General features: G+C 68.2%; 12 protein-coding genes. 4 read left to right on the plus strand and 8 right to left on the minus strand.

Translation table 11 applies throughout. From position 1 onward, the window contains the following. Positions 1–571: glycosyl hydrolase family 65 protein (locus tag VGI62_RS16255; protein WP_331505567.1), on the plus strand; the 571-nt coding region annotated here is incomplete at its 5' end. A gap of 7 nt (positions 572–578) precedes the next feature. On the opposite strand, the gene VGI62_RS16260 is transcribed toward VGI62_RS16255, so the two are convergent. The 4 genes from VGI62_RS16260 to VGI62_RS16275 form a co-directional block, all read right to left on the minus strand. After that, positions 579–1,148 (minus strand): histidine phosphatase family protein, encoded by a 570-nt coding sequence (locus VGI62_RS16260; RefSeq protein WP_331505568.1) that lies wholly within the window; start codon positions 1,146–1,148, stop codon positions 579–581. An 18-nt stretch (positions 1,149–1,166) separates the two neighbouring features. Continuing rightward, a complete protein-coding gene (locus tag VGI62_RS16265; protein ID WP_331505569.1) occupies positions 1,167–3,602 on the minus strand; it encodes a phosphoketolase family protein in 2,436 nt (811 codons plus the stop codon). Between the two features lie 54 nt (positions 3,603–3,656). After that, positions 3,657–4,784, minus strand: coding sequence for a class I fructose-bisphosphate aldolase (locus VGI62_RS16270; protein ID WP_331505570.1), 1,128 nt, complete (start codon positions 4,782–4,784; stop codon positions 3,657–3,659). Between the two features lie 217 nt (positions 4,785–5,001). Further along, positions 5,002–5,358 (minus strand): hypothetical protein, encoded by a 357-nt coding sequence (locus tag VGI62_RS16275; protein WP_331505571.1) that lies wholly within the window; start codon positions 5,356–5,358, stop codon positions 5,002–5,004. Positions 5,359–5,553: 195 nt separating this feature from the next. On the opposite strand from VGI62_RS16275, the gene VGI62_RS16280 reads away from it, so the two are divergent. Both VGI62_RS16280 and VGI62_RS16285 read left to right on the plus strand, forming a co-directional pair. Further along, positions 5,554–8,418: a cation-translocating P-type ATPase gene (locus VGI62_RS16280; RefSeq protein ID WP_331505572.1), complete on the plus strand. Its 2,865-nt coding sequence runs from the start codon at positions 5,554–5,556 to the stop codon at positions 8,416–8,418. Positions 8,419–8,562: 144 nt separating this feature from the next. Continuing rightward, positions 8,563–9,003 carry a DUF3617 domain-containing protein gene (locus VGI62_RS16285; protein ID WP_331505573.1) on the plus strand — a complete coding sequence of 147 codons (441 nt, stop codon included), beginning with the start codon at positions 8,563–8,565 and terminating at the stop codon, positions 9,001–9,003. Here VGI62_RS16285 and VGI62_RS16290 read toward each other — a convergent pair. Genes VGI62_RS16290 through VGI62_RS16300 form a run of 3 tightly spaced genes read right to left on the minus strand, consistent with a single transcriptional unit; the run spans position 9,000 to position 12,252 of the window. Further along, complete coding sequence (locus VGI62_RS16290; RefSeq protein WP_331505574.1) at positions 9,000–10,604, minus strand: glycosyltransferase family 39 protein; 1,605 nt, start codon at positions 10,602–10,604, stop codon at positions 9,000–9,002. The genes VGI62_RS16285 and VGI62_RS16290 overlap by 4 nt on opposite strands. After that, on the minus strand, positions 10,598–11,635 hold the full coding sequence (locus VGI62_RS16295; protein WP_331505575.1) for a mitochondrial fission ELM1 family protein: 1,038 nt from the start codon (positions 11,633–11,635) through the stop codon (positions 10,598–10,600). The genes VGI62_RS16290 and VGI62_RS16295 overlap by 7 nt, the downstream gene beginning before the upstream one ends. After that, positions 11,632–12,252, minus strand: a complete 621-nt coding sequence (locus VGI62_RS16300) for a 2OG-Fe(II) oxygenase (RefSeq protein ID WP_331505576.1) — start codon at positions 12,250–12,252, stop codon at positions 11,632–11,634. Before VGI62_RS16300 ends, VGI62_RS16295 begins: the two co-directional genes overlap by 4 nt. Before the next feature lie 160 nt (positions 12,253–12,412). Here VGI62_RS16300 and VGI62_RS16305 point away from each other — a divergent pair, with 160 nt between their 5' ends. Continuing rightward, positions 12,413–13,075: a fused DSP-PTPase phosphatase/NAD kinase-like protein gene (locus VGI62_RS16305; protein ID WP_331505578.1), complete on the plus strand. Its 663-nt coding sequence runs from the start codon at positions 12,413–12,415 to the stop codon at positions 13,073–13,075. Between the two features lie 16 nt (positions 13,076–13,091). Here the strand turns inward: VGI62_RS16305 and VGI62_RS16310 are convergent. Further along, positions 13,092–15,290, minus strand: a 2,199-nt coding sequence (locus tag VGI62_RS16310; protein ID WP_331505579.1) for a TonB-dependent receptor, incomplete at its 5' end; no start/stop codon positions are given.

Consider the following 15,290-nt stretch of genomic DNA (forward strand, 5'->3'; position numbering starts at 1 on the left):
CCCCGTCGACGTGCTGATCGGTCGCGAACGCACGCAGGCTTCGCAGGTCGTCAAGCAGGCCGACGTCGTGGCCCTCATCGCGCTCTTGCCCGAGGAATTCTCCGGCGCGATGGCCGAGACGAATTTCCGGTATTACGAGCCGCGTTGCGGCCATGGCAGTTCCCTTAGCCCGGCGATGCATGCGCTGGTCGCGGCGCGGGTGGGCGATACCGATATGGCGCTGAGCTACCTCCACGACATCGTCGCCTTCGACCCGGACCCGGCCGCTGCCGGCGGCGTGCGCATCGCAGGGGTGGGCGGCATCTGGCAGGCGATCGTGATGGGCTTTGGAGGCCTCGACCTCAGCGGCGACATCCTGGGGATCGAGCCGAAGCTTCCCGCGCATTTGCGGAGCCTCTCCTACCATGTGCGCTGGCGGGGCCGTTTGCTCGCCGTCCGTATCGCCGAGGCCGCCTTGGAGGTGACGCTGGTCGAGGGCGGCCCGATCGATATTCGGATGGCGGGCGCAACGGGCAGGCTCACGCCCGGCCAGACGGTGCGCTCCTCGCTGAGGCAAGGCGCTCTCGTCTGAGCTTTCGTCAGGCGCCCATGGGAGCGTTCCAGACCTTGATGGCTGGTACGTCCCTGTAGAATCCGAGGACGCAGAGCGTGCCGGTGTCCAGGAGGAACCGCTGACCGCCCTCCGGCGGCAGCGCGATCCAGCGCGATACGAGGACGCGCAGGACGTGGCCATGGGCGAAGACCGCGACATCGCCTTCGACCTTGCGTACGCGGGCGATCACCCTGTCGACCCGCCGGCCGATCTCTTCCGGCGCCTCGCCGCCTGGGGCGCCGTCGCGGAAGATCATCCAGCCGGGCGCCGTGGCGTGGATCTGCGCAGGCGTGAGCCCCTCATATTCCCCGTAGTTCCACTCGACGAGGTCCGGCTCGATCACCGCGCCGGCGTCGAGCCCTGCGAGCTTGCAGGTTTCCCGCGCCCGCTGGAGCGGGCTTACGAGAACGAGCGCGAAGGTTTCCTCGGCAAGGATTGGCCGCAGTCGCTCGGCCAGCCGCCGGCCGTTGTCGGTCAGCGCGATGTCGGTCGTCCCGGTGTGCTGGCCGCTGAGGCTCCACTCCGTCTCGCCGTGCCTGATACAGAAGAGCCTCACGTCCACCTCGCCCTGGTCTTAGACGTTGTCCCCCTCGGTCGAGGTGGTCCTGGCGGCTGTCGCCTCACGGCCCCAGGTCCAGTTGGAGATGTCGGGCATGTCGTCGCCGACGCGCTCGATATAGTCCTTGTGCTCGAGGAGCTTGTCACGGATCGCCTGCTTGGCGTAGGCGGCGCGCGAGCCGAGTTTGGAGACCCGGTCGATTACGTCGCCGACCAGGTGGAACCGATCGAGTTCATTCATGACGCACATGTCGAAGGGCGTGCTCGTGGTTCCCTCCTCCTTGTATCCCCTCACATGGAAATTCCCGTGGCCGGTGCGGCTATAGGTCAGCCGGTGGATGAGCCAGGGGTATCCGTGGAACGCGAAGATGACCGGCTTGTCGGTGGTGAACAGCGCATCGAAATCCCGGTCCGACAGGCCGTGCGGATGCTCGCTCCTGGGCTGCAGCGTCATCAGGTTCACGACATTGATCACGCGCATCTTCAGGTCCGGGGCAAGGCGGCGTAACAGGTCGACCGCGGCCAGCGTCTCCAGGGTCGGCACGTCCCCGCAGCAGGCCATCACGACGTCTGGCTCATCGCCCCGGTCGTTGCTGGCCCATTCCCAGATGCCGAGCCCGGCCGTGCAGTGCTTGATGGCCTCGTCCATCGTCAGCCACTGCGGAGCGGGCTGCTTTCCCGCGACCACGACGTTGACGTAGTTGCGGCTGCGCAGGCAGTGGTCGGTGACCGAGAGCAGGCAATTGGCGTCCGGCGGCAGGTAGACGCGAACCACTTCGGCCTTCTTGTTGACCACGTGGTCTATGAAGCCGGGATCCTGATGGCTGAACCCGTTGTGGTCCTGGCGCCAGACATGGCTTGAGAGCAGGTAGTTGAGGGAGCCGATCGGCCGCCGCCAGGGGATCTCGTTGCACACCTTCAGCCATTTGGCGTGCTGGTTGAACATCGAGTCGATGATGTGGATGAACGCCTCGTAGCACGAGAAGAAACCGTGCCGGCCGGTGAGCAGGTAGCCCTCGAGCCACCCCTGGCACTGGTGCTCGCTGAGCATCTCCATGACCCGGCCATCCTTCGCGAGGTGGTCGTCCCACGGATAGGTGTCGGCCTCCCAGGTCCGGTTGGTGACGTCGAGCGCATCCTGCCAGCGGTTGGAGTTGTTCTCGTCGGGACTGAACAGCCGGAAATTGCGCGCCTCCATGTTGAGCTTCATCACGTCGGCGAGGAACTTGCCCATGGATCGGGTCGACTCTGCCGTCGTTGCGCCCGGGCTCGTCACCGCGACAGCGTAGTCGCGGAAGTCCGGAAGCCTGAGGTCGCGCAGCAATAGGCCGCCGTTGGCGTGCGGATTTGCGCTCATGCGGCGCTCGCCCCGCGGCGCCAGCGCCGCCAGGTCCGGTCGCAGATGGCCGTCTTCGTCGAAAAGCTCCGCCGGACGGTAGCTCTTCATCCATTCCTCGAGGATGCGCACGTGTTCCGGGTTCTCGTGCATCTGGCCCATCGGCACCTGGTGGGAGCGCCAGTAGTCCTCCGTGCGCCGCCCATCGATCTCCTTCGGACAGGTCCAGCCCTTGGGCGTGCGCATCACGATCATCGGCCAGCGTGGGCGCTCGCGCACCCCGCTGCGCGCTTGCGCCTTGATGCGCTGGATGTCGGCCAGGACGGTGTCGAGCGTCGAGGCCATCAGATCGTGGACCGCGGCGGGGTCGCTGCCCTCCACGAAGTAGGGGGTGTAGCCGTATCCGCGGAACAGGTCTTCGAGCTCGTCGTGGCTGATCCGGGCCAGGATCGTCGGATTTGCGATCTTGTAGCCGTTCAGGTGCAGGATCGGCAGGACAACGCCGTCGCTCGCAGGGTTCAGGAACTTGTTGGAATGCCAGCTGGTCGCAAGCGGGCCGGTCTCGGCCTCGCCATCGCCCACGACGCAGGCCACGATCAGGTCGGGGTTGTCAAAGGCTGCGCCATAGGCATGGGAGAGCGCGTATCCGAGTTCGCCGCCCTCGTGGATCGAGCCTGGCGTCTCAGGCGCGACGTGGCTCGGAATGCCGCCCGGGAAAGAGAACTGCTTGAAGAGTTTCTTCATGCCCGCCTCGTCGGCGGTGATGTTCGGATAGACCTCGCTGTAGGCGCCCTCGAGCCAGGCGTTGGCGACCAGGGCCGGTCCGCCGTGACCTGGGCCGGTGATATAGATCATGCTGAGGTCATGCTTGGTTATGAGCCGGTTCAGGTGCGCATAGATGAAATTGAGACCGGGAGTTGTCCCCCAGTGTCCAAGCAGGCGGGGCTTGATGTGATCTTTTGATAGCGCCGTCTTCAGCAACGGATTGTCGTAGAGGTAGATTTGCCCAACCGACAGATAGTTTGCAGCTCTCCAGTATGCGTCGATCAAGGATCGTTCCTTGCTGGAAAGCGCTGCTGACGTCCGTGCTTTCTTGGTTATCGGGCTCGACATCATTGCCTCCGTAAGGCGGATACAAGACCTGCGCGCCCTGATGGCAGCCCAGGCTGGTCAGTGGCCCCGCGCTTCGCCGGGGAATGGCGCGCTTTCCATGTCGTCGTCGTAGGCGCCGAGGGCGGCCGCGCCATTCAAGCGCGCCCGCCACGCCAGGGCCTCGCGGCCCGCAGCAAGATTGGCGTCCTTTCCGTGCCAGGCCTCGAGCGCCGGGTCCTGCAGCGCACGCCCATAGGAAAAGCTGATGGTCCAGGGTTTCGCGCCGGGCAGCCGGTTGATCGCATTGAGGTGGACGCTCGCCAGCCGCTGGTTCTGACCGCCGGAGAGGAAGACGATCCCGGGCACGGCGGCAGGGACATGTCGGCGCAGGCAGCGCAACGTGGCGATCGCGACGTCCTCGACCGAAGCGGCTTCGGAACTGTCCGCGCCCGGAACCACCATGTTGGGCTTCAGCAGCATGGCCTCAAGGACGACCCCCTGTTGGCTGAGCGCATCGAAGACGGCGTCGAGGACGGACCCTGTGACGTCCTCGCAAGCCTCGATGCTGTGCGACCCTTCCATCAGGACTTCGGGCTCTACGATCGGCAGGATGTCCTGCTCCTGGCAAAGTGCGGCGTAGCGGGCGAGCGCATGGGCGTTTGCGGCCACGCACGCGCGGCTGGGCGCCTGGTCCGAGATGCGAATGACCGCCCGCCACTTGGCGAAATGGGCGCCCAGGCCGCGGTATTCGGCCAGGCGATCGCGCAGGCCGTCCAGCCCTTCGGTCACCGTCTCGCCGGGCCAACCGGCTAGTGGCTTTGCTCCGGTGTCGACCTTGATGCCAGGCACGATGCCCTGATCCGCCAACTGCCTTGCGAGCGGGGCGCCGGACGAACCGGACTGTCGGATCGTCTCGTCGTGCAGGATGACGCCGCTGATGAACTCCGCGACCGCCGGCGCCGTGAACAGCATCTCCCGGTAGGTGCGGCGACTTTCTGCGGTGGAGGCTATGCCGAGCGGCTCGAAGCGTCGTGTCAGCGTAGGCACGGTCTCGTCGGCAGCGAGGATTCCCTTGCCCCTGACGATCAGAGCTCTTGCTGTGGCCAAGAGGCCGTCCACGGCGGCGTCGGAGCCCTTCGCCCTGGGACGCGACGCGCTGCGGGCTGCGGTTGCGCCGCGCCCCGGTTCAGTTGCGGAGGTCGACAAGGTCGCGCTCCTTCCAGATGGGTCGATCGTGGCTTCAAGCCATGACGCTATGGCCCAGTCCAAGGAAGCCTGCCTCGGCCGGGGGCCAGCGAGACTGGACGCCCAGGAGGAGCAAACATCCATCCGGTGAATCCCCGAATTTCAGGGGACACAAGCCGTAGCGCGAGGAGCCTGGGCGAGGCCCGCGGGTTCATGGCTCAGTTGAGAAAGCCCCGGGTCACTGTCCGGTCCGGGCGCGCGCCGCGGGGCCTGGACGCAGGCGAGCAAGGATCCCTCCGATGAGCTCTGCATCCCCCACATCCGAAGCCCGCGCACCATCGGCCTCGATGACGAAGAAGGCGTTCGCCGCGTTCTGGTCGACACGCTCTTCGGCCTCTGGTCCACGGTGAACAGCCTGAGCCGCCTTCGCCCGTCCAGGAAGGAAAGGTATCGGGTGACGGTATTTGGCTCGGCGCGCGCCGAGCCCGAGACCTGGGTGTACGACGAAGTCAGGCGCATGTGCGCGGGCTTGAGCGCCATCGGCTGCGATCTCCTGACCGACGGGCCAGCGCCCCTGCGCAGGGATGAAACTCATAGGGCAGGGCCGCCAGGTTGGGTGTTTCACCCGATGTGCGACCCGTTGGGCTGCCCATAGGCTGCCACCTTAACAGGTTGGCCTCTTCGGGCGGGACCGCGCCCGATGGAATAATCCAAATGACGCCCGGCATCTCACCAAGGGGGCAGCGCGCCCCCAACACCCAAGCGACCTGCACACACGGAGGCGCCGGCGTTGCCTCCTGAGCAAGCGAGCATCGCTGACGCCCCGGCGCCCTTGGGCCAAGCCCCCTATCGGCTCACTGTCGCCGAAGTCGCCGAGGGGCTGGCCGTTGATACCGAGCGTGGCCTCACGACCGCGGAGGTGGCGTCACGGCGCGCGAAATACGGCGCCAACGAGCTGACCGCTGAGCCTCCTGTGCCCGCCTGGCGCAAGCTCCTCGCCCAGTTCAGCGACGTCCTCGTCCTCCTGCTGATCGCCGCAGCCCTGTTGTCGGCGGGCCTGTGGGCGCTGGAGCGCGACACGCCATGGCCCTATGAGGCCAGCGCAATCCTGGCCATCGTGATCCTGAACGCCCTCATGGGATTTGTGCAGGGGGCGCGCGCCGAGCAGGCGGTGGCGGCCTTGCAGCAAATGTCGGCCGCGCACGCCAGCGTCGTGCGCGATGCGACGCGCCAGCGAATCCCGGCCTCGGAGATCGTGCCCGGCGATATCATCCTCATCGAAGAGGGCGACACGATCCCGGCCGATGCGCGGCTGGTCAGCTGCGCCTCTCTCATGACCGCCGAGGCCCCGCTTACCGGCGAGAGCCTTCCTGTGGCCAAGGCGATCTCGGCCGCGCAAGGCGAGGCCGTGCTCGGCGACCGCCACAACATGCTCTTCAGCGGCACCGCGGCGACCTACGGCCGCGCCAGCGCGATCGTCACCGCCACCGGCATGGAGACGGAGATGGGGCGCATCGCAGGCGCGCTCAAGTCCACGCCCGCCGAGGCCACGCCCCTGCAGGCCGAACTCGACCGCACCGGGCGCAGGCTCGGCCTGGGCGTTGTGGCTATCGCCGTGGTGATGATCGGCGCGATCCTGGTCTTCAAGGAGGTCCGGGGGCTGGCGGCGATCTTCGATGTGCTCATCCTGGGTGTGGCCCTCGCGGTCGCGGCGGTGCCGGAAGGGCTGCCGGCGGTGGTGACTGCGGTGCTGTCGCTTGGCGTCCAACGCATGGCCAAACGCAACGCGATCATCCGTCGTCTCGCCGCGGTTGAGACCCTCGGGTCAGCCAATGTCATCGCCTCGGACAAGACCGGCACGCTGACCCGCAACGAGATGACGGTTCGCCACATCGTCACGGCCAGCGGCAGCGTCGACCTGGAGGGCGCCGGCTATTCGCCGCAGGGGGCGGTCACCCGACGTGGCGGCGGAGAGATAGACGGGCCGTTGCGGCGCGAGCTCGTTCGCACCCTGGCCGCCGCCGACCGCGCCAACAATGCGGTCCTGCAGTCGCGCGACGGGGCCTGGTCAGTGCAGGGCGATCCGACCGATGGCGCCCTCATCGTAGCCGCGCGCAAGGCGGGACTGGAGGCCGAGGCGCTCGATGCGAGGTTCGCACGCGTCGCCGAAGTCCCATTCTCCTCCGAGCGGAAACTGATGAGCACCGTCAACACCGATGCCGAGCGCGAAGGCGGGCTCGTTGTCTGCGCCAAGGGCGCGGCCGACGTCCTGCTCGGCCGCTGCACCCACGAGCAGGCGGGCGAAGAGATCCGCCCGCTGGATGGGGCCCGCCGTAAGGCCATTCTCGCCGCCAACGAAGACCTCGCCGGCCAGGCCCTGCGCACGCTCGGCGTCGCCTTCCGCCCCCTCCCGGCCGGCTCCCCGGCGCCAGAGGCGGTGGGCGAGACGGTCGAGCGGGACCTCGTGTTCCTGGGCCTCATCGGGATGATCGATCCGCCGCGGATCGAAGCCCGCGCCGCGATCGCCGAGGCGCGGGCCGCCGGCATCCGGGTGATCATGATCACCGGGGACCACCCGCGCACTGCCGGGGTGATCGCCGACGAACTCCGCATCACCGAAAATGGCCGCGTCGTCACCGGGGCGGAGCTGACCGAGATGTCCGAGGCCGCGCTCGAGCAGACCGTGCGCGAAGTCTCCGTCTATGCGCGCGTCAATCCCGACCACAAGCTCAGGATCGTCCGGGCGTTGCAGAAGAATGGTCAGATCGTCGCCATGACTGGCGACGGGGTCAATGACGCACCTGCGCTTAAGACCGCCGACATCGGCGTGGCCATGGGGATCACCGGCACCGACGTCTCCAAGCAGGCTGCCGACATGATCCTGGCTGACGACAACTTCGCCACCATCGTTGCGGCCGTCGAGGAGGGCCGGGCGATCTTCGCCAACATCCGCAAATTCCTGCGTTACCTGCTGTCGTCGAACATCGGAGAGGTGATGACCATGTTCTTCGGCGTCGTGCTGGCAGGGGTTATCGGCATCGGCGGCGATGGCGGTGGTGTGGTCCTGCCGCTGCTCGCAACGCAGATCCTCTGGATCAACCTGGTCACCGACGGCGCACCTGCCCTGGCGCTCGGCGTCGACCCTCCTGACGCAGGTGTCATGCGCCAGCTACCGCGGCCGCGCGGCGAAGGGGTGATCACAGTGCGCATGTGGCTGGGCATCCTCTTCGTTGGTGTCGTGATGGCGGTCGGAACCCTGCTGGTGTTCGACGCATCGCTGCCGGGCGGGTTGATCGAAGGCGCCGGGACGGTCGCCTACGCCCAGACCATGGCGTTCACGACGCTCACGATGTTCCAGCTTTTCAATGCCCTGAACGCGCGCTCGGACGAACGCAGCGCCTTCTCGGGACTTTTCGCCAACCGCTGGCTTTGGGCGGCGCTGGCGCTCTCCGTCGCCCTGCAGATCGCCGTGGTCTATGTACCGCTCCTGCAGGCCGCCTTCTCGACGGTCAGCCTCACGCCCGGCGACTGGCTGGTCTGCGTCGGCACGGCCAGTTCGGTCCTTTGGCTGCGCGAGATCAGCAAGCTCCTGGTCAGGGGCATCGAGGGCGGCGCCGCTCACCGCGTCGGCCAGGTCCGAACGTCGGGCCTCTAAAGGGTGATAAGGCGCGCGCCGGGACGAGTCGCAACGTCTGCGGCCTTAATGGCGCTAGACCGCTCAGCTGAACTGCGCCAGATCATGGCGTCCATGGCGTGAACACCCGTGCCTGCCGAGTAGATCTGTGAGAGAGCCGCGGTGATGTTCGCCCTTCCCCAAGCGCCGCCCGCCGTCTTTGAAGGTGAGAGCGCTGGTGCGCCGCTCCCGGGTTACTGGGAACTGCGCAACACCTGGGTGTTCGTGCTGCCTTTCAAGACCCGGGACCGCAAGTGCTTCTCCGCCGCCGACGTCGGCAACGTGCTGCAGGGGCCGAGCAACGCGCACTACACCTGCACCTATCCGACCCGGCAGGTGGGTGACGGGAGGCTCTCGATGAGCGGGACCTGCGTGGAGACGCACGGCCAGGTGGCGCAGGTCAAGGCCGAGGGGACCTACGAGCCGACCGCCTTCCAGCTGAAGGTGGAGCTACGCACAAGATTGGCCGGCGTTCCGCTGCAGGGGACCGGCTCGACGGTCGCGCGGCGTCTCAGTGACAGCTGCCCTGCGGAGCCGCCGAAAGGGCAGGGCGCCAAGGGCCGCTAAGGCGCGTCCTGCGCCTTCAACGCAAGCCACTGGCGCCGCGCCGTATCGCTGCGCCGGCCGAGGTCCGAGCAGGCGGGCTTCAGCCGGTGGCCGTCGAAAACATGCACCGAGAGCTCGGTATAGCCGCCGCGTCCGATGGAGGCGTCCTTCATCGGCGTCACGGCCTCGAAGCAGCGGCTGACGCGGCCAAGACCTGTGGCCAGGTCCTCCGGCTTCACGAAGATCAGGGCGTCTCGCCCAACGAGCGGCCCGTCGCCCCTAAGGTCGCCGAACCCGCGGGGATCGTCGGAGAACACCATCACCGGCGTGCGATCCGAAAATAGCGCCCGCGCACGCCCGGCCTCGTTCCACTTCATGGCCACGACGAACGGTCGGGTCAGACCGGCCTCAGCCTGCGCGAGCCCGCCGGGCGGCATCCATTCGACGGACTCCAACGTGGGGTCGCCCTTGACGAACGTCGCCGGCCACGCGCGGCCGATCCAGCCGGTGGCCGCCTCGCCCGCCAGCGTGATCCACAAGGCGGCGCAGGCGGCGAGGGCGAAGATCATCCAGGCCCGAGGCCATCGGTGTTCCCGGTCGTCTTCGCCGAGGCGCTCGGCCAGCAGTGGGATCAGCATGAGCCACGACGGCATCGCCCAGTGTGGCAACGCTGACTGTCCCCAGAGCGGCGTCAGCGTGAAAAGGATCACCCCCGGCAGACCCAGGGACACGCACAGCCAGCTGCGGGGCTCGGCCGGGCCGCTCCTTAACGCCCGCCATGTCGCCCAGGCCAGAGGGACGAAGATCCACGGCAGCAGCAGGACCGCCTGCCCGGCCAGGGCCGCCAAGGGCGCGAGCGGTCGCAGGCCGTGTGCTCCCGCCGCGCGCCCCCCCTGGAAGGCGAACGAGGCCCAGTCGTGCTGGGCGTTCCACACGATCACCGGCGCCAGGATCACCAGGGTCAGAAGGGCCGCGACGTAGGGCTGCGGGCGCCCAAGCCAGGCGCGGCCGCGCGGCGTGGTGACCAGGAAGAGCCCCAGTCCGATCGCCAAGGTCACGGCCTGGTACTTGGCCAGGGCCGCCATGCCCAGCCAGGCGCCGATCGCCAGCCAGCGTCCCCATTCAGCGCGGTCATAAGCGAAGGCCCGAGTGAACATCAGGCGTTCGGCATGGACCGCGGTCCCCAAGAGGCAGAACAGCAGCGGCCCATCGGGCAGCACCCACGAGCCTGCGGCCACGGTGAAGAAGGCCGAGACGTTGAGGGTCACGAGCGCCCAGATGCCCGCCCGCGGCCCGAACAGGCGCGCGGTCAGGACGAACAGCAGCCAGCTCGTGCCGGCGAATAGCGCGATGAACGGCAGCCGCGCCAGGCGGCCATATCCCAACGCGCCACTGAACAGGTGGACGATCCACAGGTGGAGCGGCGGGTGGTCGAAGTAGGAAAGCTGCAGTTGGCGCGCGATCGCCAGGGTGTAGGCCTCGTCGACCCCCAGCCCCACCAGGGTCGCCGAGATCAGGCGAAGCACGGTGAAGGCCGCGATGATTGCGACCGCGACATGGGTCGGGGTCAGCTCACCGGGCCGAGTGCGCGCCGGTTCAAACGTTGCGGTGGCGGTCACCATACGGCGGCGACGTCGGCCTGGGCGGGGGCCAGGACCGGCAAGGCGACCCCGAGTTTTTCCACCGCGAGCATCCTGACGATGGCGGCCAGACGCTCAGTCTCATCCACGCCGTTCGGGCGGCTGATCGGCGCCGGATCACCGACGCGGGCCACCAGTCGCTCCTCGAGCAACTGGGCGACGAAGCTTAAGTGCCGACGCCCCCCGGCCACGCTATGGATCCAGACCCGCGCCTGGGTCGCCAGCGCCTCGGAGATCATCGAGATGCTATCGCTGGTGACCAGCAACTCATCGGCCGTCGCGAGGATCGGCAGATAGGGATTGGGCCCGACGCCGTCCCACAGGAAGACAGTCGGATCGCCGTCGTAGCGCCAACCAAGGGCTGCGATGACCTCAGGCGGCGTGCGGCGCGAAGGCGTGATGAGCAGCGAGCCGCCGGTCTGCGCGCGCAGGGCGTCGAGGTCGGAGATCAGGCGGTCCGCGTCCTCGACGGTAAAGCGATAACGCTGGGTCGATCCGCCGAGCAACACCCCCGTCCAGGGCCTCGGCAGCGATGCAAACCTGGGATCGGCCAGATCTCGCGCCGCGGCGAGGACTGAGGGCCGTACGCCGTGCAGGGCGGTCCGGATATGCGTCACATTGGGGCCGCTGAGGTCGTCGTGGGCCATGGCGACGACCAGGTCGAAGGCCTCCGGGAGCGGAGGCGGCTGTATGGCCACGCTGACCATTGGACGGCCGCTGCGTCGGCGCACCGCCATGGCGGCGAGCGCGGCGCGCCGGCCGCAGCTGACCAGCACGTCGGGCCAGGGCGGGGCGAGGCGGCCTTCGACTTCGGAAATCCCGGCGAGCGTGAGGCGGGTGAGCCGTGCGGGCAGCGCCGCCCACGGGCGGCTGACCTGGACCACGCGCTCCTCGGCCGTCGGCGACAGCTCGAGCGCGAGCCCGCGGGCCTGCTGTCTTGAGCCAGTCTCACCGGTGGTCAGATACCAGACCCGCAGGCCCGTTGATGCGGGAGGCGCCTTGGCCTCCCTCACGCGTTGACAAGCGGCTTGGTGAGCGCCGAGAGGCGATGGCGGATCGCGCCCACGACCGAGGCGCGGGCGGTCTCCAGGTAGTTGAGCTGCACGACCCGGCGCCGGCCGCCATACGACGTGTGGCCGTGCCAGGAGGTGTCGGTGCGCCTGAAGGCGACCAGTGACCCCATTGTCGCCGGAATCTGCACGCCGATGTCTTCAAGGTTTGCGCCGCTCCGCAGCAGGCGAAGCTGACCCTCGGGCGTCGGCCAGGTTTCGTTGAGGTAGAGCAGCAGCGATATCACCTTCGTCTTGGAATCGGTGTGGATCCGCCCGTCGCGCGCCGAGCACTGGCCGCGCAGGGTCACAACGGCCGGCCGCCCGGCCAGGCTGACGTCGAACACCTCTCCCATGCGCTGACGGAAGCGCTCTGAGAGCAGGTCCTCGATCAGGCCGCTGAGCGCCGGGCCGGGAGGCGCATCGCTGAGCGAGAACGAGCCGGAGCTTCGGATCTGCGGGAATTCCTGCGGGATGGCGGCAGCGCAGGCGGGCTCCAGCACCTGGGGCAGCGCAATGTGGTCGAAGGGGTCGCGCACCAGGCGCGCAGCGTCGATCACATTCCAATCCAAGCCGGCCATGGTCGGGCCTCCGTCACTACGCCTGCGTCCCACCCAGCCGGGTCGCGTGGGGGAGACGACATGGACAGCGATCACCCTCAACCGCCGCAGCGACGCGGCCGGCGATCGGTGCTAGGGACGCCGGCGCGGCCTTAAAGGGGCCGGCAGCGGAGACCTGGAATTGGCATTCGATGTCGCGACGGCGGCCGGGCGGCGGAAGGCCTATCTGGACTTCCTGTGGAACGACCACGCCTACCTGCGGCTGGGCTTCTCCAACGCCCACTGGATCTCCGACGAGCTCGTCCGCACCAACCAGCCCTGGCCGCACCAGTTGGCCGCCTGGAAGGCGCGCGGCGTGCGCACGGTGATCAACCTGCGCGGGGGGTTCGACGCCGGATTCCATGCCCTGGAGAAAGACGCCTGCGAGCGGCTGGGGCTGACGATGGTCAACTTCACCCTGACCTCGCGCGATGCGCCGAGCGCGGCCCAGGTGCGCGCCGCCAAGGAGCTTTTCGAGACCATCGCCTACCCGGCGCTGCTGCATTGCAAGTCGGGGGCCGACCGCGCGGGCATGATGAGCGCGCTCTACGTCCACCTCCGCCAGCAGCGCCCCATGAGCGAGGCCCTGGGCCAGCTGCACCCGCGCTATCTGCATCTGCGCAGCGGTCGCACCGGCATCCTCGACTATGCGCTCGAGCGCTACCTGACGGATGGCGAGCCGGCGGGCTTAAGCTACCTCGAGTGGGTGCAGAGCCCGGCCTACGATCCGGCCGAGATCAAGGCGACCTATGCGGCCAAGCGCATGGGCTCGACGCTCGCCGAGACGGTGCTGGCGCGGGAGTAGGCCCGTAAGCGAGACATCAGTAGGCGACGCTGAGGGCGAGGGAGACGGTGGTGGGACGAAGCGGCGTGATCTGGCGCTCGGTCCGCAGGGTGAACGGATTGCCGTAGGCGAAGGTGTTGGCGTAGGTGTCGGCCAGGTTCTCGGCGGCCAGCGTCAGGCGCCAGCGCTCGTCCGTAAGCGTCGTGGCCAGACGGCTGGTCGAATAGCCCCCCATGCGCGGCGAGGTCACGGCGTCGAAGGTGAGGTGCGAGGCTCCCACGTAGGCGTAACGGCCGTCCAGCTCCAGCCGGCGGCCCTGCGCGAGCGGCCAGGCGTAGTGCGCTGAAGCGTTGGCCTGCACGCCGGGGACGCCGGCCAGTCCCAGGTCCGGCCGCGCCGGAAAGGCCGGGTTCGCCCGGTCCAGCTCGGGCGAATCGATCAGGAAACTCCCTCGTAGCCAGAATTCGCCTGCGGCGTAGCGTCCCTCGAACTCCAATCCGATGTTGCGCCCGTCGCCGATGTTGGCGGTGAACGGCAGACCTGAGGGGAGCAGTTGATCGCTCTGTATGTTGCTCCAGGCGGACCGGAAGATCGCTGAGCGGACGACGATGCGGCCGTCCTCGGTGCTGGCCCGGACGCCGGCTTCCAAGGTCCACAACTCGTCACCCTGGTAGAAGCGGTTGGGCTCGGACCCGCCATCGTTGCTGAAGACCTGGCCGGGAACGCCGGTGGTGTTGATCCCGCCGGCCCGATATCCTTCGGCCGCCTGGGCGTACACCAACAGGCCGGGGCTGTGTTGGTAGGAAAGCATCATCTTCGGCGCGAAGCCTTCGTGACTGAAATGGCCGAAGAACGGGTCCGGGCCGGCCGGCGCCAGGCCAGGGCCGCTGCGCACCTCGGTGTCCGACAGGAACGCGCGGCCACCCACGGTGAAGCTGACCCGATGGGTCAGGGGCAGGACGGCCTCTCCAAACAGCGCATATTCGTCCAGCCGGTCGTGCCGCTCCTCGCCGAAGAGCTGCAGCGGGGCGCCCGCGAGGCTGGTCAGTGTCAGGCCGATGTCCTGGCGGGTGTAGCTGTAGAAGGCGCCGGCCAGCCATTGAATGGGCGCCGAGGGACGCGGTGACAGCGTCGCCTCGCTGACGACACTTTGGATGGCGTCCTCGTCGTCGAAGGCCGTCGGGCCCGGCGGGGACTGCACCGGGGGAGCGGCGCTGGCGTCGTAGCGGCTATAGAGCCTGTGGCGCACGAACGCCGTCGTCCAGCGGGCGTCGAAGCTGTCGAAATCGCCTCTGAGGCCAAGATTGGCCTCGGCGAAGTCGTTATCGTGCGGCTCGCGCAGTTGATTGCGCCGCGTGTACGGCGGCTGGCCCGCCACGGCGTACTGGGTGTCGTCGGAGTTGATACCCTGGCCCACGAGGCCGGCCGCAATTGTCCAGTGGTCGTCGATCTCCAGGCTGGCCGCGGCGCGGCCGCCCGCCCGCACCATGCCGTTTACGTTGCTGAGGCCAAGCGCGGCGTCATCGATATAGCCGCCCTCGACCTCGCGGTAGCCGACCAGCCGCAGGGCTCCTCGGCCGCCCAGCAACGGCAGGTTGACCATGCCGTCGAGGGCGTTCGAGGGATCCCCGTTTCGCGTCCAGCCGCCGCTGGCCGAGACCCACCCGCCGAATTGACCGCTCATGGGCTGGACGGTGACCAGCTGAACCACACCGCCCAGCGACCCCGCGCCATAGAGCGCGCCCTGCGGCCCGCGCAGCACCTCGATCTGCCCCATGTCGGTGAGGCGCAGGTCGGGATCGGGGGCGTTGTAGGTCAGGCGGACGTCGTCGAGGTAGACGCCCACCGTGGCTTGAGTGCGGCCGGTCAGCGGACCGTCCGAAAGGCCACGGATCAGGATCTTGTCGCGACCCGGCCCGAGGTTGGTCACAGTCATCGACGGCGCAGCGCCGGCCAGCGCGCTGACGTCTTGAACGTCCGTCTGGATCAGCGTGCGCTGGTCCAGGAGGCTAACGGCATAGGCCAGGTTTTCAGCGCGGGCCGGACGGCGCGTGGCCACCACAAGGACCTCGTCGAGGGCGGGGTTCGGCGCGGGGCGGGGCTGTGCGCGGGGCAAGATGGGCGGGCTGGTTGCGGCGACCACAGCGACCACCTCGACGGCGCGAGGGTCGATCATCCGGTAAGTGCAGCCGGTGCCGTCCAGCAAGCGTGTCAACGCCGCCTGTAGGGACAGTCG

This window comes from Phenylobacterium sp. (assembly GCF_036495085.1).
In the GTDB taxonomy this organism is placed as follows: domain Bacteria; phylum Pseudomonadota; class Alphaproteobacteria; order Caulobacterales; family Caulobacteraceae; genus Phenylobacterium.